The sequence below is a fragment of the Nannocystis punicea genome (assembly GCF_026965555.1).
GTDB lineage: Bacteria > Myxococcota_A > Polyangia > Nannocystales > Nannocystaceae > Nannocystis > Nannocystis punicea.
On the sequence record NZ_CP114040.1, the window covers coordinates 10,490,308 to 10,514,165 of the forward strand.

Annotated in this window: 16 protein-coding genes; 5 read left to right on the forward strand and 11 right to left on the reverse strand. The window is 70.9% G+C overall.

The genetic code is table 11. The features are described from left to right. Positions 1–16: 16 nt before the first annotated feature. Positions 17–2,596, reverse strand: coding sequence for an ATP-binding cassette domain-containing protein (locus O0S08_RS40235; RefSeq protein ID WP_269034797.1), 2,580 nt, complete (start codon positions 2,594–2,596; stop codon positions 17–19). Positions 2,597–2,682: 86 nt separating this feature from the next. Here O0S08_RS40235 and O0S08_RS40240 point away from each other — a divergent pair, with 86 nt between their 5' ends. Further along, positions 2,683–3,246 carry a hypothetical protein gene (locus tag O0S08_RS40240; RefSeq protein WP_269034798.1) on the forward strand — a complete coding sequence of 188 codons (564 nt, stop codon included), beginning with the start codon at positions 2,683–2,685 and terminating at the stop codon, positions 3,244–3,246. 14 nt (positions 3,247–3,260) lie between these two features. Here O0S08_RS40240 and O0S08_RS40245 read toward each other — a convergent pair whose 3' ends face one another. Continuing rightward, positions 3,261–4,277 carry a PEGA domain-containing protein gene (locus O0S08_RS40245; protein ID WP_269034799.1) on the reverse strand — a complete coding sequence of 339 codons (1,017 nt, stop codon included), beginning with the start codon at positions 4,275–4,277 and terminating at the stop codon, positions 3,261–3,263. 134 nt (positions 4,278–4,411) lie between these two features. Here O0S08_RS40245 and O0S08_RS40250 point away from each other — a divergent pair, with 134 nt between their 5' ends. Continuing rightward, a complete protein-coding gene (locus O0S08_RS40250; protein ID WP_269034800.1) occupies positions 4,412–6,946 on the forward strand; it encodes a protein kinase domain-containing protein in 2,535 nt (844 codons plus the stop codon). Positions 6,947–7,296: 350 nt separating this feature from the next. Here the strand turns inward: O0S08_RS40250 and O0S08_RS40255 are convergent, their stop codons facing one another. From O0S08_RS40255 to O0S08_RS40275, 5 genes are all read right to left on the reverse strand, one after another. After that, positions 7,297–8,709 (reverse strand): hypothetical protein, encoded by a 1,413-nt coding sequence (locus O0S08_RS40255; RefSeq protein ID WP_269034801.1) that lies wholly within the window; start codon positions 8,707–8,709, stop codon positions 7,297–7,299. Positions 8,710–8,723: 14 nt separating this feature from the next. Next, positions 8,724–9,617 carry a hypothetical protein gene (locus O0S08_RS40260; RefSeq protein WP_269034802.1) on the reverse strand — a complete coding sequence of 298 codons (894 nt, stop codon included), beginning with the start codon at positions 9,615–9,617 and terminating at the stop codon, positions 8,724–8,726. Continuing rightward, positions 9,584–10,381, reverse strand: coding sequence for a hypothetical protein (locus O0S08_RS40265; protein WP_269034803.1), 798 nt, complete (start codon positions 10,379–10,381; stop codon positions 9,584–9,586). Before O0S08_RS40265 ends, O0S08_RS40260 begins: the two co-directional genes overlap by 34 nt. Positions 10,382–10,720: 339 nt before the next feature. Beyond that, positions 10,721–10,957, reverse strand: coding sequence for a hypothetical protein (locus O0S08_RS40270; RefSeq protein WP_269034804.1), 237 nt, complete (start codon positions 10,955–10,957; stop codon positions 10,721–10,723). Positions 10,958–11,179: 222 nt separating this feature from the next. Further along, a complete protein-coding gene (locus O0S08_RS40275) occupies positions 11,180–11,968 on the reverse strand; it encodes a hypothetical protein (RefSeq protein WP_269034805.1) in 789 nt (262 codons plus the stop codon). Between the two features lie 866 nt (positions 11,969–12,834). Here O0S08_RS40275 and O0S08_RS40280 point away from each other — a divergent pair. Next, a complete protein-coding gene (locus O0S08_RS40280) occupies positions 12,835–13,731 on the forward strand; it encodes a UbiA-like polyprenyltransferase (protein WP_269034806.1) in 897 nt (298 codons plus the stop codon). A 40-nt stretch (positions 13,732–13,771) separates the two neighbouring features. Here O0S08_RS40280 and O0S08_RS40285 read toward each other — a convergent pair whose 3' ends face one another. Then, on the reverse strand, positions 13,772–14,536 hold the full coding sequence (locus O0S08_RS40285; RefSeq protein ID WP_269034807.1) for a hypothetical protein: 765 nt from the start codon (positions 14,534–14,536) through the stop codon (positions 13,772–13,774). A 476-nt stretch (positions 14,537–15,012) separates the two neighbouring features. On the opposite strand from O0S08_RS40285, the gene O0S08_RS40290 reads away from it, so the two are divergent. Then, entirely contained in the window at positions 15,013–15,474 is a 462-nt protein-coding gene (locus O0S08_RS40290; RefSeq protein WP_269034808.1) for a hypothetical protein, read from the forward strand. Between the two features lie 230 nt (positions 15,475–15,704). Here the strand turns inward: O0S08_RS40290 and O0S08_RS40295 are convergent, their stop codons facing one another. Together O0S08_RS40295 and O0S08_RS40300 are read right to left on the reverse strand one after the other, a co-directional pair. Beyond that, positions 15,705–16,478: a hypothetical protein gene (locus O0S08_RS40295; protein WP_269034809.1), complete on the reverse strand. Its 774-nt coding sequence runs from the start codon at positions 16,476–16,478 to the stop codon at positions 15,705–15,707. A gap of 857 nt (positions 16,479–17,335) precedes the next feature. Further along, on the reverse strand, positions 17,336–19,966 hold the full coding sequence (locus O0S08_RS40300) for a serine/threonine-protein kinase (protein WP_269034810.1): 2,631 nt from the start codon (positions 19,964–19,966) through the stop codon (positions 17,336–17,338). A 99-nt stretch (positions 19,967–20,065) separates the two neighbouring features. Here O0S08_RS40300 and O0S08_RS40305 point away from each other — a divergent pair, with 99 nt between their 5' ends. Further along, positions 20,066–20,677, forward strand: coding sequence for an RNA polymerase sigma factor (locus O0S08_RS40305; RefSeq protein WP_269034811.1), 612 nt, complete (start codon positions 20,066–20,068; stop codon positions 20,675–20,677). 61 nt (positions 20,678–20,738) lie between these two features. Here O0S08_RS40305 and O0S08_RS40310 read toward each other — a convergent pair whose 3' ends face one another. Then, on the reverse strand, positions 20,739–23,846 hold the full coding sequence (locus O0S08_RS40310; protein ID WP_269034812.1) for a multidrug efflux RND transporter permease subunit: 3,108 nt from the start codon (positions 23,844–23,846) through the stop codon (positions 20,739–20,741). Between the last annotated feature and the right edge of the window lie 12 nt (positions 23,847–23,858).

Here is a 23,858-nt window from a genome sequence, read left to right on the forward strand (position 1 = left end):
GCGCAATGACCCGGCGTCAGCGCTCGCGGTCGCGCCGCGCCAGCACCACCGCCGCGATCCCGACGCACAGCGCCGTGTACGCCAGCAGCACGCCCCAGACCCCGACCACGTGCGCGGTCGAGGGGTCGTAGGAGACGGTCGGGTACACGGGGCAGCTGAGCGGATTGCCGGGGATCGTGCACGCGGCGAAGTCCCGCGGCGGCTGCAGGTGGGTGAGCGACCCGAACGCCTCCATCGCCCAGCGCGCGCTGGTGACGTACGACAGCGGCGCGAGCCCGGCCGGCAGCGACACCAGCGCGAGCGCCAGCAGCAGCTGCGGCACCAGCACCAGCGGCACCACGCTCATCGCCCGGTCCGACGTCGACGAGGTGCTCGACAGCAGGAGGCCCATGCCGAGCCCCGACAACGAGCTCAAGAAGGTCGTGACCAACAGGCCGCCGAAGAACCCCAGCCCCGCGACGCCGCGCACCACCGCCACCGGCCCGTCCGCGGTGAAGGTCGTCACCGCCGCCGAGAAGTCGACCTTCAGCGCCAGCACCGTCAGCAGCACGATCGACTGCACCAGACACACCGCCGCCAGCACCACGAACTTCGCCAGCAGGTACGGCCCGATCCGCAGGTTCGCCAGCCGCTCGCGGCGGTAGATCGCCCGCTCCTTGGTCAGCTCGCGCGCCGAGCACAAGATCCCGCACCACACCGCCACCAGCGCGACGAGGAACAGCACCAGCCGCCCGTGCGAGCTCTGGAGGTCCTGCAGCGCGGCCGGGCGGGCGACCAGCACCAGGATCGCGCCGATGATCGGCGCCTGCAGCAGCAAGGTCGAGAGGTTGCGCCGGTCGACCGCCAGCAGCCGGAGGTTGCGTCGCATCAGGATCAGCCACTGCCGCCACGCCGACACCCGCGCGGCCTCCGGCCGGTCCTCCGGGGTGGTCCCGCCGAGCTTCATCGCCGCCATCGACATCGACGGCCGGCTCTGCGAGGTCTGCGCCTTGTTCGACTTGACCGCCGGCCCGCGCGTCTCGCCGGCCAGGCGCTCGACGATGTAGCGCGTGCGGGCGTCGGAGCGGCGGAACCGCAGCTCCCACAGCTCGGCCAGCGACGGCTCGCCGCGCTCGTGGGCCTCGCGCCAGCGGGCGTACTCGCTGCGCAGCTCGCCGAGCACCAGCGGATGCGACTCGTGGGCGTCGCCGTCGACCTTGGTGTAGATGTCGGCGAAGTCGCCGCTGCGGACCCCGAAGTGCTGCAGCGCCTCGGCCGGCGGCCCGAACCACACCAGCCGCGCGTCGGCCATGAACGCGATGTGGTCGCATTGATGGATGTTGGCCGTCGCGTGGGTGACCATCACGATCGTGCGCCCGCCGTCGGCCAGGCGGCGCAAGGTGTACATCAGCCGCTTCTCGAGCCCCGGGTCGAGCCCCGAGGTCGGCTCGTCGAGGAAGAACAGGCTCGGGTCGGCCAGCAGCTCGGCGGCGATCGAGACCCGCTTGCGCTGGCCGCCCGACAGCTGGCTGATGCGAGTGGTGCGGCGGTCCTCGATGTCGACGTCGGCCAGCACCCGCTCGACCCGCGCCGCGATCTCGGCGTCACCTGTATCTTCGGGCAGGCGCAGCTGGGCCGTGAAGCGCAGCGCCTCGTCGACCGTGAGCGTCTGGTGGAGGATGTCGCTCTGCGGGACGTAGCCGATCTCGCCGCGGTAGGCGGCGAAGTTGGCGTAGTAGTCGTCGCCGTTGACGAGCACGTCGCCGTCGGTCGCGCGGCTGAAGCCCGACAGCGCGCCGAGCAGGGTCGACTTGCCCGCCCCCGAGCCGCCGACGATCGCCACGAACTCGCGCGGCTGGATCACCAGCGACACGCGGTCGAGGATCACCTTGCCGCCCCCGACCACCCGCACCAGCCGCCGCGCCTTGAGCTCGATCGCCCCGCGGTGGTCGTACGAATCGAGCGAGCGCCCGTCGTAGACCAGCTTGAACGGCCCCACCTGGATGATGTCGCCGCGCGCCAGCTTGCGGCTGAGCTGGACCCGCTCGCCGTTGACGAAGGTGCCGTTGGCGCTGCCGAGGTCGCGCACCTCGTGGCCGTCCGCCACCGCCCGCACCGTCGCGTGCCGCCGCGACACCAGAAGGCTCGCCAGCGTCAGCTCGCAGCCCTCGCGCCCGATCGTCACCTCCGGCTGGTCGAGGCGACAGCGCGGCACCTGCTCGTCCGGCGGCGCCATCGTCCGCGCCAGCCGCTGGTACGTGATCGTGACGAAGCTGCCGGTGTACGGGTCGCCGACGCGCAGCACGTCGCCGTGGCGCAGCTCGTGCTCGGGCACCTGGTGCCCGTTGAACATCAGGCTGCACGGCCCGCCGAGATCACGGACGCGATAGCCGTCGGCGACGCCGGTCGGCTCGAACTTCAGCTGGTGCGCCGCCACGAACTCGGCCTTGACGACGATGCGATTGTCGTCGGCGCGACCGAGCCGGAACGGCTTGCCGTCGAGCGGATAGGGCACCTCGCGCCGGTTGGGCTCGCGCACCACCAGCCGCGACGCCTGCAGCCGCACTGCCCACGTCACTTCCGGCGAAGGCTCGTCGCTGTCGGGCGTCAGGTCCAAGCAGGCCTTGTATTCGCAGGATCCAGCCCGCGCCGGCGAATGTCAACGTTTCTGGGCAATTTCCCCACGATGTGTATGCTTGGTGCATGACCACGAGGACCCAGATCTGTCAGACCCTGCCCCGCGTCCCGGCCCGGTGGGCCGTGAAGCACATTCCTCGCGGGCTCCTGCTGGGTGGCGCGATCCTCGTCGCCGGCTGCGACGACTCCGCCGAGCAGCGTAAACCAGGCCCGACCCCGGCGGTCCCGGCGGTCGAGCGCACCAAAGACACGCCGCCCAAGCCCGCGAAGCCGGCGACCGGCTCCGACACCGCGACCCCGCCCGTCGTCAGCCCGCCTCCTGCCACTGGCTCTCCCACCGACGTCGCCGGCGTCATCCGCACCTACAGCGGCTGTTACTCCGACTGTCTCAACGAGAAGAAGGCCACCAACCGCGAGACCTGCAAGCTCACCTGCGACGCCGCCGCCGAGGCCACCCTCGAGGGCATGCCCAACGGCCCGTCCAAGGAGACCTTCAAGGCCGCGACCGCCAGCTTCACCGGCTGCATCAACTCCTGCTTCGCCGACAAGAGCCTCAACTCGACCAACCGCGCGACCTGCGTACTGACCTGCCAGGACGCCGCCGAGGTCGCCGCGAGCAGCAGCAAATAAGCCGCGCCCCGCGCTCAAAACCGCGCCATCACTCCCAGCCCGGTCGGCAGGACCACCGCGCTCCGGGACGGCCTCGGCGCGCGATTCCGCACCAGCGCGACGATCCCCAGCGTCAGCAGCACCGCCCCCGACACCGCCAGCGCCGCTCCACCCCAGCCGGTGTTGTAGAGCCAGCGACAGTCGCCGTCGGCGTCGACCTCGGTGCCGCTGCAGCGCTTCTTGAACGGCATGTCGTCGAGCGCGAGCAGAGCCACTCCGGCCCCGAGCAGCGCCACCCCGCCGCCGAGCGCCGCCCCGCCGAGCGCCCGGCTCCGCGGGTTGCCCGGCGTGCGCTGCAGCTCGATCACCACGTCTTCGCGAGCGCCGGCGACGAACGTCTGCTCGCGCTCCTCGGCGACGTAGCCGTTCATCGTCACGCGGATCTTCCGCGCCCCCGCGAGCAGCGGCCGCTCGAGCGGCGTGGTGCCGACGACCTCGCCGTCGACGTAGACCAGCGCGCCGCTCGGTCGAGTGTCGAGCACCAGCACCGGCGGCCCCTGCCCGAGCGCCGCCAGCCGCGTCTGCAGCAGCGCGCCCTGCGAGTCGAGCAAGTCGGCGACCTCGCCGACGCCGCAGATCTCGCACTTCTCCTGCGACTTGAAGATCACCGCGCCGGAGGCCGCGTCGACCAGCTCCAGCTCGAGCAAGAAGTCGCGGCTCTTCATCGTGATGCCGGTGCGCACCACATGGGTCGCGCCCGCCTGTCGCAGCGCGTCGAGGCACGCCTGGCGCTCGCAGCCGGGCTCGCCCGCGCGGTCGGCCACCTCCTGCTCGAGCAGCGTGAAGTTGCCGCGCCCGAGCCCGCGTCGCAGGCCCGCGACCCAGCCGGTGCGCGTCGCCTCGTCGACCTGCCCCGCGACCTGCAGCGGCGCCACGGCGATCTGAACCGAAGTGGCCTGTGTCGCCGCGCCCCCGGCCGGCGCGGCCCACACCACCCCGGCGGGCGGCATCGCCAGCAGCCACCCCAGAAGCACGCACAGCGGGACCCGCACCCCTCTACCCTAGCATCAACGCCCCCGGCCCAGGGCCTCCCCGGGCGCGCCCGCACCGAGCGGAAACGCGCATCACGGTACTCGCCCCTTGTCGCGCCCCCCCATGCCCGCCCACACTCGAGGCGCCCGCCCGGATGCCCGCGCCGCCCCGAGACCTGATCCCGGCCCCGCTCGTGCCCGCCCCGCCGCGCGGACCCGCTGGTGCCCCCGCGGCCGGCGACTCCTGGACGATCTCGTTCGACGAGCCGGCGCCGCCGAGTCGCGTCGACGACCGCGCCAGGACTCGCAAGGACCACCTCGGGCCCGAACCACCGCCGGTCCGCCAGGACGACCGCGCCGTCACCCGCAAGGAGCCCGGCGGCCTCGAGTCGGGCCCCGGTCGCCCCGAGGCCATCACGCGCAAGGAGCCGAGCCCGCCCGAAGCGGCGACGCCCGGCCGTCCCGACGCCATCACGCGCAGAGAGCCGAGCCCGCTCGACGAGCCACGCCCCGCGATGCTGCGCCCGCTCGCCGGCAAGACCGGCCGCCCCGTCGCAGTCAGCGGCCGGATCTCCACCCGCAGCAGCAGCTCGCAGATCAACGCCGAGGGCAAGCAAGTCCGACTGCTCCCCGGCCGTCGCGTGCCGGGCACCCGCTACCGCCTGATCCGCTGGCTCGGCGAGGGCGGCATGGGCGTCGTCTACGAGGCCGAGCACGAGGACATCGAGCGCCGCGTGGCCCTCAAGATCCTCCGCCACGAGGCCAGCGAGGACCCGCAGCAGGCGGCCCACTTCCGCGACGAGGCGCGCGCCGCCAGCCGGATCGGCTCGCCCAACATCGTCGAGATCTTCGACTTCGGCGAGCTGCCCGACGGCCGCCTCATGTTCGCGATGGAGCTGCTGAACGGCCACGGCCTCGACAGCGAGCTCGACAAGTGTCCCATGGACCAGGCGCGGATGATCGGGATCCTGCGCCAGGTGTGCAAGGGCCTGGCGGCGGCGCACGAGGTCGGGATCATCCACCGCGACGTCAAGCCCGACAACATCATCCTGGTCACTCACAACGGCAAGGCCGATTGGGTCAAGGTCGTCGACTTCGGCATCGCCACGGTCCACGCCGAGACCGACGCCGGGGCCGCCGGCACGCCGCACTACATGGCGCCCGAGCAGGTGCTGGGCCAGCCCTTCGACGGCCGCCTCGACATGTACTCGTTCGGTTGCACGGCGTACGAGCTGCTGGTCGGCAAGCCGCCGTTCGTCGCGCCGACGATCGAGGAGATCCTCGAGAATCAATTGACGCAGTCGCCGACGCCGCCGTCGGAGCTGTGTCCGCCGGGCTCGGTGCACCCGGCGCTCGAGGCGGTGATCTTGCGCTGCCTCGAGAAGGAGCCGACGAGCCGCTACCGCGACATGCGGGACGTCGAGGCCGCGCTGTGCGAGGCCCAGATCGCCGCCGGCCTGCACACCGCGTACGACGACCTGCCGCTGCCCGACGTCGACCCCGACCGCTACGAGCGGCTGCGCAAGGACATGCCGCAGCCCGGGGTGGTCCGGCAGCGTCGGCGATGGTTGTGGCCGGCGATCGCCGGCGCCAGCACGATGCTCGCGCTGCTGCTCGGCCTGGCGCTGTGGAACCTGCGCCGGTTGCCCGCGCCCGAGGAGCAGCTCGTCGTCGACAACCTGGTCAACGAGGCGCGAGCCGCCGGCGCGCGCGCCCACTGGGTCTACCCGCCGGAGGACCAGCCCGACCTCACCGCGCTGCTGAAGATCCGCGACCTCGAGGAGCTGCGCGGCGCGGCCCGCCACATGGCCCGCACCAAGGCCACCGAGCTGCGCGAGGAGTTCGCGCAGACGCTGGTCCGCCTCGGCGACCAGTACTGGGACATGGACGGCGGCAAGCCGTTCGCCCGCGACTACTACATCCAGGCGGTGCTGTTCGACCCGGGCGACGTCCGCGCCCGCGAGCGCTCCGGCGTGACCCCCGGCTTCGTCTCCGACCTCGAGGAGCGGGCCCTGAGCGGCGGCTTCACCCCCGCCGAGCTGCGCAACACCGGCGTGCTGGTGGCCCTCGCCGAGCAGGACACCGCCAAGCGCGACCAGGCGCTGCTCGACCTCGTCGACGAGGAGGACAGCACGTCGCTGGTGATCGCCGCGTCGGCCGAGAAGCTGGTCCAGTCGACGCAAGCGCGGCCGAAAGGCCGCCGCCCGGGCGAGCCCAGGCCGGAAGTCGGCGTCGCCGAGCCCGGCCAGCCGCCGCCCGCCGCCGCCCAGCCCGAGCCCGAGCCCGCGCCGGCGACCCCCGGCAAGCCCGCGCCGAGCAGCAAGCGCGACGCCAAGCACTCGACCAATCTGGCCCAGGAGGCCCGCGCGGCCCTCGCCAGCGGCGACCGCAAGCGCGCCGAGACGCTCTTCCACCAGGCCCTCGCCGCCGACAACCGCAACGCGGTGGCGCTGATCGGCCTGTCGGACCTCGAGTTCGACAAGGGCGCCCACCAGCGCGCCGCCGACTACGCCGAGAAGGCGATCGCCGCCGCCCCCAAGACCGCCCTCTACCACCTCAAGCTCGGCGACGCCTATTTCAAGCTGCTGCGCTACGCCGACGCCCGCCGCGCCTACGACAAGGCCAAGGAGCTCGGCTCGCGCGACGCCGACGAGCGCCTCACCAAGCTCAAGGCCAAGCTCGGCAAATAGCCTGGCCCCAAGGGAATGTCCTATCAGACATGTCGCTTGGGGCATGTCCTCGGAAGCAGGCTGCGACGGCGGTCGCAGCCTCGTCCGCAAGCGCGCCGGCATCGACTTCCCCGGGCTGGGACCCCTCGATCACCTGCGTGTTCGCCGAGGTCGAGATGACCGGAGAGCCGGCGTTCGGCATGGCCACGCCGGGACTCGACTCCTCGAAGCGAGGGGCGCACGCCATGAATCGCCAGCGTGGTGGGATCGAGACCCCGCATCACGCGCCACGTGGGTCATGACCTCCGTCCGCGGGTTGCCCCCGGCACGCCGATCTGGGGGGAATCACGTCCCCACCGCAAACTCGGCGGTCACGGCTCGTGGTCGACGACCCGACACCGACGCGCGATGCTGATGGTGGTGCCGAAGAACCGCAACTCCTGCTGCTTGCCGGTGCAGACGATCCTCCCGGTCGCGCCAGGGTGGTCGCCACACGCCATCTCGGTGCCGTGGAGCATCTTATGGAACAGCCGCATCCGACAGGTCTGAAACCGCTCCACCAGATATGGCGATCCGGGCTTCTGCAACTCCGGAGCTGCCGAGAACGCCGCGGCCAGGCTATAATGAATCATGAATAACGCCTCCGGCGTGCGCTCGCTGCGCCAGGATGGGCCGCCATGCGGCATGAGGTAATACGAGTTCTTCAGACGCCGGAGGTCGCTGACGACGTCCGAGATTTCCTTTACCGTCTCCCGCCTCCACGAGGCGCCCCGCGTCCCTCCCTCCGGGTCGAGGACATGCTCGCGAAAATACAACAGCACCGCCTCTGGCGCCGCGCACTCTCCCAACGCCTCGAGCTGGGTGATACACCAGGAGGCAGCCGTCTTCGCGGCGCACTCGCGAACTTCGCTCGACACCCCGCTCGTACGCGCCAGCGCGTAATACAGCTGATTGCCCGACCTCGCCTCGACGCCGCCTTGGCGGTAGATGCTGGTCTTCCACGGGCACCTCCAGGGCAGGCATCTGTCGAGCCTGTTGCACTCCCAGAACCTCGACAGCCCGTCCCATAGGCTCGGCCGAGTCATGACGAGGGCCTCGAACTCTTTACGGCCAATGTACGGCGCACGGGCCAGCGCCGCGACTACGAGAGCGTCCCAGGACCGGCCAAGGTCAGCAAGCGACTGCGAGTCCATGAGGTCATGCAGCAGGAGGACACAGTCGAGGCCGTGCTCCGATTTTGCCCAGTACTCGCACTCACGCACCGCCTCCTTCGTCTCGTGCCTTTGGACGAGGATCTCGAGCAGCAACCCTACATGCGAGCGTTCGTACCGCTCGCCCCTGAGATATGTCCGTAAGATATCGACGCTTCGCCTCGGATCTCGACTCTTCACGGCGCCGGCGTGGGCGTACACGATGTCGGCCCGTAGTGCCCTGCGCTCGGCCGACAGACCGCTCACCCCTCCAGGATCGCTCGAGTCATACAGCGCCGCGAGCACCCAGTCAGCGAGAGTGTGTGTACCGACGGCTCGTAAACGCTCTACTAACCGCACTTGGCCCTCCTCGGTGGGCTCCCCGCACCGTCGCACGCCCAGAGCAACCGCATCTGGGCTCGCCAGTGCTTCCTGGGCGACAAGCCATGCGTCGGAACACTCAGCCGGCGGGGCGTCGACCGGTTCGGATGCCGCCCCTGTCGAGGGTATCGCGGGCTCGTCAGTCGAGCACGCTATCAGCGACAGCGCACAGAGGGCGTTCATGCCTCCTCGGACACAACTGAACATATTCATGATATCGATCCTCGTCACTCGAAACGCAGCAGATACAGTGTACCCTCACCCGACGGCGTCTCTAGTTCTTGCGACTTGATAAGGACCTCCCAGCTGCTCGCGCACACCCGCTTGCTCGGAACAGGCGAAGCACCCGCGGGGGCGTCGCTACTCCGGGTGTGCCCCGCGACCGGCCCGCGAAAGACCGGCAGCGAGCCGGGCTCGATGCAGTTAACGAAATCGATGTACGACGTGCCCCGCATCTCCGCCGACCACTCAACCCGAAGCAGCGGCGGGGTCCGCTCGAACCGCCGACGGATCTTCTCCTCGCGTTCGCGCCAGAAGCCGACTGCTGTGTCGAGGTAAGGCCGCTTGCACACGCCGTCGGCGGGCATGTCCCAGCATTTTGCCGAGAGCACGACGACCCGCGCCAGCGGGATGCGGAGCAGCAGTTCCCGTAGCAGTACCTGCGCGTGCATCACTGTATACGTGATGAAGGCCGACTCGGGGCCGCAGATTTTCTTGTAGTGACCAGGCTCGATCGTGATCGGCGCACCGAGCGACCTTTCCTGAACGCCGTCGTCCAGGCTGGCATGAATATACGCGGGGACGAGAGTTGAGTAATACTCGACACTGAGCACTAGTTTGGCCGCCGGTTGCTCCATCGGGTGAGACAGAAACCGAAAGACCATCAATTCCGCTTCAAGCCCCTCCGCGATCCCCGCGGTCAATTGAGCCGCGGGATCGCTTTCGCCAGTGCGACACCATTTGGCGTACCGCTTCTCGTCGAAGCTCGCCATACGCGCCCCATCGGTGCTCCGGTCGCCCATAAATCGCACCTCGACACTCACCAGCGTCGGTTCCTCGCTCGGAGGGATCGCAGGCGTGGCGGCGATCAAATGCAGCAGTACATGAACGAAATAATACATACGAACAGTTCCGAGTGCCCTGGGGCTGGGTCGCAGCCGGCTGACGGCCGTGGGCTCGCGCAGGCGTCCGCGCCAGGCGCCAAGTCGTGACAATAGACGATCGGCGCGGCCCCCAACACCTCTATCGACCTGGTCGGCGGGAGTTCGGGGTCATTGAGGAAAAGACCCAGCCTATGGTCGCTGCGCAGTTCGTCGAACACCAGGTGTGTCAAGTTGCCTTTGGGCGCCAATGCCGTGCACTCCGGTGCCAAAGGAAACCGCTCGCCACCCGGGTCCGCGATGGAAACCTCGAAGCGCTCGGCGTTGTCGCGCGCGCCGCCATCGTCGAGGCATACCAGGAGCATGCTGACAGCCGATGACGCGTCGGCCCCGCCGAGCGCCTGCACGATCGGGCCCCGTAGCAGCACGAGGGCGAGGCCGACGGCCAGTGACGCCACCCAGATGCCTCGCCGGACACGAGTTTCGAGCGCGGGGACGGGCGGCGGCAACTCGACACCGAACTGTCGCGCACAGGCGGCGATATCGGCGTATCGGCCGGGTCGGTCATGCAGGATGTGAGCAAAGAGCGTCGCGTCGATTCCCACGTGCTGCTTCAGCGAGAACGTCGCCGCGAATGCAAGCGTGGAGAGCGAGGCGTCGCCGTCGGGCAGTTCGTTCGCCAACCTGGAGAAACGCAGCGCAATGAACCGTCGCAGCGCGCCTGCGGTGTACAACTGTTGGAAGAGCCGGCAGAGCGACTCCTCAGGGGAGCCCGTCGGTGGCATGCGCAGCCTCAGTCTCGGGCCGGTCGTGGGAGCGAGTCAAGCGCGAACGCGCGAGCGTTCCCGCCACCGGACGCTCGGCTCGCATCGACGGCCATCGGTCCAAGTCGCCCCCGAGGTACGTGGCACCAGGAGAGGCTCTTCATCTGCGTTGCACTGCAAATCTACCCCGACAACCTCCGCAAACCGTCCCCGTTCACCCGCAAAATTATCGGCCCGGGGAGGCCGCTCGGGCTCGACGAATCGAGCAGGCACGACCACAGCGCGAGCGTCATGTTGGTGCTTCCTCTCGACGGACCCGGGCTGGACGTGCTCAGCGCTGCTTGTCCCCGGGCCTGCCACTCAACCGCGGATCCAACCCCCACCGGCGGGCGTACGCAGCCCGTCGCCGCTCAAGCGGTCGTCATCCTCCTCGTCGAAGCCGGCGGCGCGGCCGATCTCGTCGACGTTGCTTGGCTCCGGGGTCGGCTCGCTGGCGCCCGGAATCCCTTCGCCGGAGAAGAGATTCGCGAGCGGGTCGACGTCGGGATCGCCTGCTGGGCTCGCTTCAGCCGGCGTCCGGCATCGCGGCCCACTCATCACCCTCGAGTCCGGCCCCGCTGACGATTCCGTCCTGCACGCGCGCTGCGCCGTTTCGCCGCCGACTTGTGGCAGCTGGAGATGGCATTTCATATCGGCGCTGGGAACCAACCCCCTTCCGCGCTGCCCGCGACGAGCTACTCGAGATGCTCCTCGGTAACTTCGGCTGGACCCTCGCAGAGGGGGTCTAGCGACCCCCTGGAGAACTTCTTGCTGACTGCACTAGGCCGTCTTGACCCGCCGGATCAGCATCGAGAAGCTCTCGGTCCAGTGGCAGCAGTCGTTGTAGATCGCGGTGTCGACGTCGATCGCGAAGCTCTCGGCCGCGTCGATGACGAGCTCGCCGCGGTGGCCGGAGAACAGGGTCAGCGACTGCTCCGCGAGCGTGAAGTCGAGCTGGAACGACCTGGGCGTCCCCTGCAGCTCCTCGGGCCCGCAGGCCATCGTCAGGCCGATGGTGATCGGCGCGATCACCTTGGCGTTCACCGTGGGGATCGGCCAGAACCCGGCGACCAGCAGCGCGTCGTCGGCTCCGCGCAGCTCGAGCTCCTTCTCCGACGTCACGTCGAGGTCCTCCGAGCGGGACGCCAGCTGCACGCTGTCGCCGGCCGCCCACGCCACGTCGCCTTCGGGCGCGGCCGGCAGGCTCAACACCACGGCCCGCGACGTGCCGCCCTCGTCGCAGGTCAGCCGGGTGATCGCCTTGCCCGCCTCGGTCACCACCTCGTCGACCGTGCACGGCAGATCGATCTCGTGGTACGAGGCCGCGCCGTCGATCTCCACCTCGAACTCCGCCGACACCGCCGGATCGCTCTCCTCGCAGGCCGCCGGCGGCTCGCCGTCGGTGTCTCCCGCCGTCGGCTCGTCGCCCGTGTCGGTCGGCTCGCCCTCGGTCGCCCCCTCCGTCTCCTGCGGCGTCGTCTCCGACGACCCGCCCTTCGACGTGGAGCACGCCAACACCCCGCAGCACAGCGCCGCGACGACCCTAAAATTCAGACCATGAAAAGTCATTGCGACCGCGGTGTAGCACACGCCAAAGCGCCGGCAAAGCGCCGGCAAACAGCCCCAGATCGTCGTTTCGCCCGGGCTCCTCGTTCGCGCTCGCGCTCGATCGCGCCAGGATGACCGCCGAATCCGCTTCGCAGGCGCCTCCCGATGAACTGCGTGGCATGTCTTTTAAAACATGTACCAGGTGCGACGGCCCGGACCGCGCCTCGACACGCCTGACAACATGTCTCTCAGGCCATTCGCATGGCCTGTCCCTCCGGACATCTCACACCGCCCGGCGCATATCTTCCGCGGCCTCCGAACTCTCGCCCCCGGCCGACCTGCTGCCTGTCTCTCGGGTCATCCGCTCGCCGCTCGCCGAGTCCCATGCGGCTCTGGGCATCTCTCCACCGCGGCCGCCGACCGCATGCCTCTCGCGGCCTCCGCTCTCTCGGCCCCGGCCGACACGCTGTCTGTCTCTCGGGACATCCGCTCGCCGATCGACGAGCCCCGTGCGGCTCGGGACATCTCACGACCGCGGCCGCCCGACGCATGTCTCTCAGGCTTCCGCCTCTCTCGCCCCCGGCCGACGTGCCGCCTCTCTCTTCGGGGCATCCGATCCGCCAGTTTGCGAGCCCGGATGCCTCGAGCACCGTCGCCGCGTCCCGCCCGCGTCCACGGTCCACCTGTCCCTCGGGACATCCCATCTCGCGACAGCCCGCGCGCACCGCGGGGCCCCGCCGCGCCCGATCCGCACGCCGAAGCTGCCGGCCCGCCGCGTGCGGCCGCCCGCGCGCCGGCGGCTCGCAATTGCCCTTCCGCACGCCCCGGGCGGCTCCCGCGACCGTCTGCCGCGGCCTTCACGCGCCGGGCGCTGCTACACTCCGCGCGTGACCGCAGCCCAGGCTCCGTGGCTCGCCGTGCGTCGTCTCGGCGGCCTCGTCCGCTTCAGCCACACGATCTTCGGCTTGCCGTTCGCGCTGGCCGCCGTCGCCCTCGCCCACCGCCACGCCCTGGCGCACGGCGGGCCGGGCCTCGACCTCGGGCGCCTGGCGCTGATCGTCCTCGCCTTCACCGCCGCGCGCACTGCCGCGATGGGTTTCAACCGGATCGTCGATCGCCGGATCGACGCCGCCAACCCGCGCACCGCCATGCGCGAGCTGCCGGCCGGCCTGGTCTCGCTGCGCGCCGCGGTGCTGCTCACCGTCCTCTCGGCGCTGGCCTTCCTCGGCTTCGCCTGGCTCTTGGGACCTGTCCCCTTGTTGCTGGCCCCCGCCTGCCTGTGCGTCGTCCTCGCCTACAGCCTTTTCAAGCGATTCTCGTGGTCGGCCCACCTCGTGCTCGGCGTCGCTCTGGCGCTCGCGCCCGGCGGCGCGTGGGTGGCCGTCACCGGCGACCTCGCCGCGCCCGCCACTCCGCTGTGGCTGATGCTCGCCGTCGCCACCTGGGTGGCCGGCTTCGACATCCTCTACAGCCTGCAGGACGAGGCCTTCGACCGCGAGCAGCGGCTGCACTCGATCCCCGTCCGCTTCGGCACCGTCGGCGCGCTGGTCTTCAGCGCCCTCCTCCACGTCGGCACCGTGGCCGCCCTGCTGGCCGTGCACGTGCGCGAGGGCCTCGGCGCCGCCCATGCCGTCGGCGTGGCCCTGATCGCCGCGATCCTCGTCTACGAGCACGCGATCGTCCGCCCCGGCGATCTCAGCCGCATCGACAAGGCCTTCTTCGACCTCAACGGCTACATCAGCATGGCCTACCTCGCCTGCGCCCTGATCGCCACGCTGGTCTAGCGCCGCGCGCAAGGCACTCGAGCCGGCCGCGCCGCGCCGGTCAGCGCCGGCGGCTCGCAGCGACGGCCCCCGGGATGCCGACCGCGACGACGACCAGACCGAACGCGACCATCCACACCGAGAACCTGGCGCGCTCTGCCGGGTCGGCCCCGACGTCGAGCACCCAGTGCGGCGAGGCGATCACCCCCGCGCCTTCGTACGCGGAGCGGATCTCGCCCGGCAGATCGTTGCGATCGAGCGTCCCCGTGAGCGGCGAGCCGCGGTCGATGCCGTCTCGATAGCGCGCGAACACAGCCGCCGTGCTCCGGTCCGCGCGCGACACGATCGGCACGTACGTGCTCGTCGAGCTGTTCTCGCGGAAGTCGATCCTGCCCGCGTCGACGGCACCCGCGTTCGTCAGCGTGACGTACGTGCCGCGCGGGTCCTCGCCGCGCTCGAGGGCGCCGACGTCGGCGTCCGTGAGCGGGCCCCGCGTCGCGTCGCGGTACCCGAGATAGCCGCCCGCGATCGCGACCGTGGCGCCGATCAAGATCGACTTCCCCGGCCACGTGTCGAGGAAGGCGTCCCACTTGAACACCTTTCGCTCGAGCGTCCCATCCGGATCGAGGCGGCCGTGGAACACGCGGACGAGCAGGACGAACGGCGCCGACGTGACCAGGAAGGTCACCATGTACGAGACCGCCACGAAGTTCGTGCCCGTCAGCGACAGCTGAGCGTCGGCCACCCACGAGTACGGCGGGACGTAGCCGACGAGGCATGCGAGCGCGACGATCCCTCCCACGAGCCCGGCGAGCGAATAGAGCACGGGCGCAGGTTACCCCATTCGGCCGCACAGTTGGCCGGCAAAACCGCCCGAAGCGGCGGCCCTCCGGGAGCGATCGCCGGGGACGATGGGGCCTGGCCGCCTGCTCCTCGCGTACGGACGCGGCGACTCGCGGAGGCCCCGGGCATGGGCTTCCCCGCGAGCGCTGCGAGACGTCCCTCGGACATCTTGTTCAGAAGAGAGCGGGCCGGCGCTGCCGCCCGTGGCTGTCTCCCAGGACATCTTCGACGGCGACTCGCTCCGACCCGAAGAAGGGACGAGACGCGGCGGACTCGCGAGGCAGGCCCTTGCGTCGCGGGCTCGTCGCGTCGGCTCACCTGTCCGCATGGTCATGCCGATCCGCCCCAACCGGATCGACCGCGGCCTCCCCCGCGCGTGGTTCGCCGTCACCGCAAAGCCGGGCCGCGGCCGTTCGTCCCCGCTCGCCCTCGCCCCGCCGTTCGTGCGACGCTCCGCGCATGCCGAAGCGCCGCCGCCCTGGACCGCCGCTGCGCTTTCGCCAGCTCCACGACCGTGAGCCGCAGCCCCTGAGGCCCGGCACGCGCGAGTCCGTCCTCGTCGTCTGTCCTCGCTGCCACGGCTGCGCTCGTCTCGTCACCCTTTACAGCGACGACTCTCCGCCGTCGCGCCGACGCCGGCTGCACTGCCCCGCGTGCGGGGCGATCCGCGAGGAGCCGATCGGCCTCCGCTTCTGGCTGCGGACCGACTGCTGCGGCCACGTGCTGTGGGCCACCGGCGCCGAGCACCTGCAGGAGCTCGAGGACTACGTGCGCAGCCCGCTGCGCGAGCGCCTGCGCCTCTTCCTGCCCGACCGGTACAGGATCGCCCGCCTCCCGCGCTGGCTGATCCTCGCCCGCCACCGCGACGAGGTCCTCCGCGGCCTCGCCCGCCTCCGACGCATGCTGCCGATCGACGCGTGATGCTCCTCGACATGTCCCTTCGGGCATCACCAAAGGCGCGAGGCAATCATCGCATGTCCCGGAGGACATCTGCGACGATGCGCTCGCGCCCGAGAATTTTGCATTAAGAAAAGGTGACGAGACGCGGCGAGCTCGCGAGGGGGTCCAGGTGTCGCGGGCTCGCCGCTCTCGTCGAAGTCGTCGGGCCCATGGCCGCGCGGGGGCGGCCACGTGACCCGCTCCCTCCGCGATCAGCCGCAGAAGAAGAAGCCGGCGTAGATGTCGCCGTCGCAGAACAGCGCGCCGCCGAGGTTGCACGCGGCCTCGCAATGCGCAATCAGGCCGGCCTGGCAGGCCGCCATCTCGTGCAGGCTGCAGTCGTCGCCGAGCTCGACGAGGCAGGCCGCCTCGACCGCGACCGGGTCGCACTTCGCCAGGCATTCGACGCCCAGCGCCACATCGCAGTCGACGTCCACGCCGAGGCCGACGTCGAGGCAGATGTCGACGTCGAGGTCGACGTCCACCCCGAGGTCGACATCGAAGCACGCGTCGATGTCGAGGTCGATGTCGATGCCGAGCAGGCCGCCGAGGCCGCCGAGGCAGGCGTCGGCGCCGAGGAACACGCCGTCGCAGAACAGCGCGCCGCCGGCCTCGATCTCCGCCTCGCAGTGGGCGGTCATGTCCGCCACACAGCCGAGGAACGCGTCGAGGCCGCAGTCGAGCCCGAGCTCGGCGATGCACGCGGCTTCGACGCTGAGCGGGTTGCAGTACAGCTCCGCGTCGACGTCCGCGACGATGGCGCAGTCAGCTCCGAGACCGACGTCGATGTCGAAGCAGGTCCCGAGGTCGATGTCGAGGCCGACATCGATGTCGAGGTCAAGGTCGAGGTCGATTCCCAGCCCTCCCCAACCTCCTCCACAGCCGGTTTCGCAGCCGTGAGCTTCGGCGACGGGCGTCGACACGGAGTAACCGGCGGCGGCGGCGAACGAGAAAGCGACGAAGAGCGAAGAGATGATGCGAGACATGGCAAGCCTTCCTTTCGGTAACAGAAGCGTGTGAATCGCTGGTAGATGGGGGATCTACACGGCGAGGACTCCATCGAATCGCTGCGGCCGATCCCGCAGGCGACATTGACGAGCCAACCATGCTGCGCACGTTGTACCGGGCAAGCGGAAAATCGGGGGTGAGCGGTTGCACCCGGGGCCCGCAGGCCGCGTAGGCCGCCCGCTACAGCCTCGCCAGACCCGCCAGGAGGCCGTTTCCGGCGATTTTGCGGGGACCGAGTGCAACCGGGAAGTCGCCGCGCCGAGTCCGGTCGAACGCCCCCGACCTGCGGAAGCCGCGCGTAAAATCGCGGCAGTTGTGCAATGATCGCAGGCGAATTGGTACCGAGAAAGACCGCTCGAACGACCAATTCATTGCCATCACCGCAGGGCTGTAGGCGACGGTAACCACGACGCCGCCGCTCCACCGCTCGCGGCCGCCGTCGCCTCGCCCGCCCCGCGCATGAGCCCGCCTTTCCGCGCCCGCCCGGCCTCGTCCGCCGCCAGGCTCGCAGGTGCCTCTCCTGCCCGAATCGACGGCGTGCAGGTCCGGCAGAGCTCGCCTCGTCGCCTCCATCGCGGTCGGCTCCGGACAGCGAACCGAGCCGTGGGTGCCCACATTTTCCGCGGCCTCGGCGCCGCGCTGCCGACATTTCCTCCCGACATCGGCCCGACTGTCGGCGAACCGCATTGCGGCCTTCAGGGGCCCTTGAAACACGTTTCAGGGCGAGACCAGGCGCCCGAGAAGCGAGGACGTCTGCCAGTGCGAGCCCCGCGAGCTCCGGCTCGGTCCGCTGCGATGAATGTCGGTACCGCGATATGTCCCTCGAATCCTGTGGTCATTCGCCGGCTCGCGGCGATCGCAGCACGTACTCGCGCTCGATCGTCGCCCCGGCGCGAACGATCGTCAGAGTGAGGCGCCGGCGAGCCAGCGCCGCGTCGGTGTCCCACACGAAGTCCTGGCGCACCGGCACGCCGTCGACGGCCACGATCTGGTCGCGCTGCGCCAGGTCGAGCCGGCGGAGCACCTCGCTCTCGCGCGAGTTCATCACCTTGAAGCCGGAGAGCTCGCCGTCCTTCTGCGCCGGCATGAACCAGCCGCCCTCGAGCAGCGCCGCCGGATCGAGCTCGCGGGTCAGGACGGCCGGATCGATCTCGCAGCGGCTGTAGTCGTAGGTGCAGCGAAGGCTCTCGGCGAGGGCCGGCGTGTGGGCGACGACCGTGCCGGCGGAGAAGTCGAGGAAGCCGCGCTCGCCCGGCCTGCGGTTGTCGAGCTCGCCGGGGTTCGTCTCGCGCAGCGCCGCCGCCCCGGCGACGTCGCCGGCGTAGTCGAGCAGCGCCGCCTGTTGCCCGCGCAGCCACCCGCGCCTGGCCGCGTCGGTCTCGCCGCGCGACGCGGTCGCTAAGTCGTCGAGCGCCCCGCGCACCGCCTCGCACGCGGGCAGCGTGCCGTCGGGGGTGCGGCAGCTGCCCGCGGGCGTCGCGTGGCGCACGTGCGCCGCTGCGAAGATCGCCAGGTCCGCGGCCAGCCGCCGCCGCAGCCGGTGCTCCGCCGGCAACTTCGCCAGCGCGGCGCGCAGGCCATCCCACGCGGCCAGGCGCTCGTGATCGCTGTGCGGACCGGCCTCGAGCAGCTCGGCCACCGCGGCCCACGCCCGCGCGGCGACGTCGGCGAACCCGGCCGCCGCGCTCTTCTCCGCGACCACCCGCAGCCCGTTGAGCGCGCCCGTCCGCGGCGGGAGCTTGTGCTTGTAATGGATGACCTCCTCGCCGGTCCGCGGGTCGGTGTACGAATGCGTGTTCGGCGCGTCCGACGAATCGTGATAGCCGAGGATCGCCCACGCCAGCTCGATCTCCGCGTTGACGCGCGCGTCGCCCAGCAGATACGCCGAACCGAGCGCCTCGAACCCCTCGCCCAGCTCGGGGAGGCGCGCGGCGTGCAGCGCCCGCGGCCCGTAGCCGCCGGCCATCAGCAGGCGCGCCCTCCAGGCCATGCGCCGCGTCGGCGCGAAGCCCTGGCTGGTCAGGGTGTTGTAAAGCGACGTCTGCTCGCAATCGGCGAGGTCGGGCAAGAACTCCGCCGCCTGACCGACCAGCTTCGCGCTCTCGCGGACGCCCTCCTCCGCCACCGTGACCAGGTCGTCGAGCGCGGTGAGCCGATCGGCCAGGCACGTGTTGGTCCAGTTGTACAGGTCCTTGGTCGCCGACGGCTTCGCGGCCACCTCGCGCCAGCGCGTCGCGTAGTCGTCGAGCGCCACCAGCAGCGCCTCGACCTCCTCGCGCGCCTGCGGCAGCGCCCACTGCAGCGCCCGCGCGCGGTCCGGGTTCCACACCGCCTCGATCTGCTTACCCGGCCGCTCTTGGCCCCACTTGAACGTGAACTTCTCCGGCAGGTTGCTCGCCGGCGGCGTCGGCGGGTCGCCGGCGAAATATGCATAGGTCCCATAGGACATGGCCGAAGAGACAGCCACTCCCGCCGCGACCGCCAGCGCGCGCCGCCACGGCCGGTTCGCGCTCGCGCGGGCGAGCGCGGCCAGCAGCGCGTCCATCGCCGGGAAGCGCGCGGCCGGATCGATCTGCAGCCCGCGCTCCAGCACCGCCTGCAGCGCCCGCGGCACCGGTCGCGACGGCCGCGCCATCGCCCCGCGCTGGAATGACTCGCACAGCTGCGCCACGTCGTCGCCGCCGAACGGCCGGTGCCCGTGCAGCGCCTCGAACAGCACCACGCAGAACGCGAACTGATCGCTGCGCGCGCTGGCCTGCCGGCCCATCAGCTGCTCCGGGGCCATGTACGCGGGAGTGCCGAGCACCGCCCCGGTGCGCGTCATCGGCTCGGCCAGCGCCGCGGCGCGCTCGTCGGCGGTGCGCTCGACCTCGGCCGGCGCGTCCTCGCCGAGCCGCGCGAGGCCGAAGTCGGAGATCCGGATCCGCCCGCCGCCCACGAGGATGTTGGCCGGCTTGAAGTCGCGGTGGACCAGCCCCGCGGCGTGCGCCGCCGCCAGGCCGCGCCCCGCCTGCGCCAGCACCTCGACCACCTCCTGCCAGCGCCGCGGCGCCGCCCTGAGCCAGTCGGCGAGCGTCCCGCCGCCCTCGTACTCCATCGCGATCCACACCTGCCCGGCGTGGACCCCGGCGTCGAACACCGCCAGCACGTTCGGGTGCTGCAGCCGCGCCATCGCCTGCGCCTCGCGCAACAGCCGCTGCTGCGCCAGCGGCCCGAGCTGACCGGGGTGGAGCAGCTTGAGCGCGACAGTGCGGTCGAGCTGCGGATCGCGGGCCGCGTACACGACCCCCATCCCGCCGGCGCCGATCACCCGCAGCACCTGGAAGCGGCCGATCGTGCTCGGCTCGTGCGGCTCGTCGAACAGCGACGCCGCGACCTGGCGGCGGATCTGCTCGAGCGGGTGCAGGAGGACGTTCTCGGGCGCTCGCATCGTGTCGGAGCTCGGGGTGAGGGCGGCGGCGGTCATCGGAAGCTCTGCCCGCGACGTTCCCCGAGGATGCCGATCGATCACGACCAATGACGATTTTTTTTCACCGCCCGCCGCGAGCCCGACTACCATCGGCGCGTGGAGACCGACGAGGCGCTGGTGGCCGCCTGGCGAGACGGGGACAAGCGCGCCGGCAGCCGCCTGTTCGCTCGCCACTTCGAGCCGATCGCGCGCTTCTTCTACAGCAAGGTCCAGACCGGCGTCGAAGACCTCGTGCAGCGCACCTTCCTCGCCCTCATCGAGCGCAGCGAGCAGCTCCCCGAGGGCGTGCCGGTCCGCGCCTACCTGTTCGGGATCGCGCGCAAGCTGCTCCTGCGCCGCTTCCGCGACCAGTACCGCGACGGCATCTTCGACGGCGACACGGTCTCGGTCGCCGACCTCGGCGAGTCGCCCAGCGCCCTGCTCGACCGCCGCGAGCACCTGCAGCTACTCTACCACGCCCTGCGATCGCTGCCGCTCGAGCTGCAGATCGTCGTCGAGCTGTTCTACTGGGAGAGCTACCCCGCCCCGGCCATCGCCGCCGCGCTCGAGCTGCCCGAGGGCACCGTCCGCAGCCGCCTCCGCCGCGCCCGCGAGCTGCTCGGCGACCGCCTCCGCGCCCTCGCCCCCGCCCCCGAGGTCGCGGCTGCGACCCTCCACGACCTCGAGCGCTGGGCCCGCGAGCTCCGCGATCAACTCGGCCGGGCCTGAGGGACATGTCGCATCGGGCATGCCCCAATGGGCATGCCCCATACGACATGTCCCAAGAGACTCAGGCCTCCGGCTCGCCGCGGCGGCGCGAGGCGGACGCGATCAGCGCGTAGAACAGCGGGGTGGCGAAGATCGCCAGCACCGTCGCGGCGAGCATCCCGCCGAGCACGCCGGTGCCGATCGCCCGCTGGCTGTTGGAGCTCGCGCCGCTGGCGATCGCCAGCGGCACCACGCCGAGGATGAACGCCAGGGACGTCATGACGATCGGGCGGAAGCGCAGGCGGCACGCCTCGATCGCCGCGGCGCGGACCGAGCGGCCCTGGGCGACCAGCTCCTTGGCGACCTCGATGATGAGGATCGCGTTCTTCGCGGTCAGGCCGATGATCGTGATGAGGCCGACCTTGAAGTAGACGTCGTTGGGCAGCTCGCGCCACGAGATGGCGAGGACCGAGCCGAGCACGCCGGTGGGGATGACGAGCAGGACCGCGACGGGGATCGACCAGCTCTCGTAGAGCGCCGCGAGGCACAGGAACACGCACACGAGGGACAGCGCCAGCAAATAGATCGCCTGGCTGCCCGACAGCTTCTCCTGCAGCGACTGCCCCGACCAGGCGTAGTCGAAGCCCTCCGGCAGCTGGGCCGCGAGGTGCTCCATCTCCGCCATCGCGTCGCCGCTGGCGCGCCCCGGGGCCGCGCTGCCGCTGAACTTGATGCTCTGGTAGCCGTTGTAGCTGACCACCTGCGACGGCCCCATCGTCCACTCGACCGCGGCGAACGAGCGCATCGGCACCATCTTGCCCTCGCCGCTGCGCACGAACAGCTCGAGCAGGTCCTCCGCCTTCATCCGCCGGGCCGGGTCCGCCTGGACGAGGACCCGCTGCATGCGCGACTGGTTGGGGAAGTCGTTGACGTACGCCGAGCCCAGGCTGGTCGACAGCGTCTGGTTGATCGCCGCGAAGCTGACCCCGAGCGCGTTCGCCTTGTCGCGGTCGATGCGGAGCTCGATCTGCGGCGCCGTCGGCAGGCCCTCGACGTACACGTTGGCGAGGACCGGGCTCTGCGAGGCCGCCGCCAGCAACTGATCGCGGGCCGCCGCCAGGGCCGCGTGGCCCCGCTGGGCCTTGTCCTGCAGGCGGAAGCTGAAGCCGCTCGAATTGCCGAGCGACTCGATCGCCGGCGGCGCGAGGGCGAAGGCCAGCGCGTCGGGGATGGCTCCGAGCGCCGCGTTGGCCCGCGCGCCCACTGCGTCGGCCGAGTCCTCTGGCCCGCGCTCCGCCCAGTCGTCGAGCATGACGAACGCCAGCGCCGCGTTCTGGCCCTGGCCCGAGAACCCGAACCCGGCGATCGTCGCCAGGCTCGCCACCGCCGACTCGCCGGCGAAGTGCTTCTCGATCCGCTCGACCACCTCGAGCGTGCGCTCCTGCGACGCCTCCGGCGGGGTCTGGACGTCGACGATCAGGTAGCCCTGGTCCTCGGTCGGCAGGAAGCTCGACGGCAGCCGCTGCCAGCTCCACGCCAGCCCGCCGAGCAGCGCGACGTAGATCGCGAGGAAGCGCGCGGGCCGGCGCACCACCCCGCCGACGCCGGCGCGGTAGCCCATCGTCATCGCCTCGAAGGCGCGGTTGAACCACGCGAACGGCCCGCGACGGGCGCGGCCGTGGCCCTCGCGCACCGGCCGGAGCAGCGTGCCGCACAGCGCCGGCGTCAGCGACAGCGCCAGGAACGCCGAGAAGGCGATCGACGTCGCCATCGACACCGCGAACTGGCGATAGATCACCCCGACCGAGCCCGGGAAGAACGCCATCGGCAGGAACACCGCGATCAGCACCACCGTGATGCCGATGATCGCCCCCGTGATCTGGCCCATCGCCTTGCGCGTCGCCGCCTTCGGCGGCAGCCCCTCCTCGGCCATGATGCGCTCGACGTTCTCGACCACCACGATCGCGTCGTCGACGAGGATGCCGATCGCCAGCACCATGCCGAACATGGTCAGCACGTTGATCGAGAACCCGGCCAGCAGCAGCGCCGCGCAGGTCCCGAGCAGCGCGACCGGCACCACGATCGCGGGGATCACGGTGTAGCGGAGGTCCTGCAGGAACACGAACATCACCGCGAACACCAGGCCCATCGCCTCGAGCAACGTGACCAGGACCTGGCGGATCGAGACCTCGACGAACGGCGTGGTGTCGTACGGGACCGAGATCTCCACGTTCGCCGGCATCGTCCGCATCAGCTCGGCGATCTTCTCGTGCACCCCGGTCGCGGTGGCCAGGGCGTTGCCGCCGGGCGCGAGCTGGATGCCGATGCCGGCCGCGGGGATCCCGTCGAGGCGCGACTGCATCAAGTAGCTCTGGCCGCCGAGCTCGACGTCGGCGACGTCGCGCAGGCGCACGAACGAGCCGTCGAGGTTGGCGCGCAGGACGATCTCCTCGAACTCCTGGACCGTGCCCAGCTGGCCCTTGACGAGCACGTTGGCGGCGATCCGCTGGCCCTCGGTCGACGGCGGCGAGCCGACGATGCCGGACGCGACCTGGGCGTTCTGACCCTCGATCGCCGCGGTGACGTCGCCGGCGGTGAGGCCGAAGCCGACCAGGCGGGCCGGATCGATCCACACGCGCAGCGCCTTCTCGGTCGAGAACAGGGTGGCGCGACCGACCCCCGGGACCCGCCGCAGCTCGCCGAGGATCCGCCGGGCCGCGAGGTCGCCGAGCTCGATCTCCGTCATGCTGCCGTCGGTCGCGCGCACCGTGACGAACTGCATGATCGCGGTGGTCGCCTCCTCGATCTGCACGCCCTGCTGCGTCACCACCCGCGGCAATCGGGCCTCGACGCGCTTGAGCCGGTTCTGCACCGCCACGGTCGCCTTGGCCGGGTCGGACCCGGGCGCGAACGACACCATGATCTGCGTCGTCCCCGAGGCGTCGCTGGTCGACTCGAAGTACATCACCCCCGGGATGCCGTTGAGCTCCTCCTCGAGGATGCGCGTGACGCCCTCGTAGAGCCGCTCCGGCGGCGCGCCCGGGTAATTCGCGGTCACCGAGACGGTCACCGGCGCGACGCTCGGGTACTGCGAGACCGGCAAGTACGTCAGCGAGATCGCCCCCGCCAGCATGATGAACAGCGAGATGGCCCAGGCGAAGATCGGGCGGTCGATGAAGAAGGAGATCATGACAATGCCCTC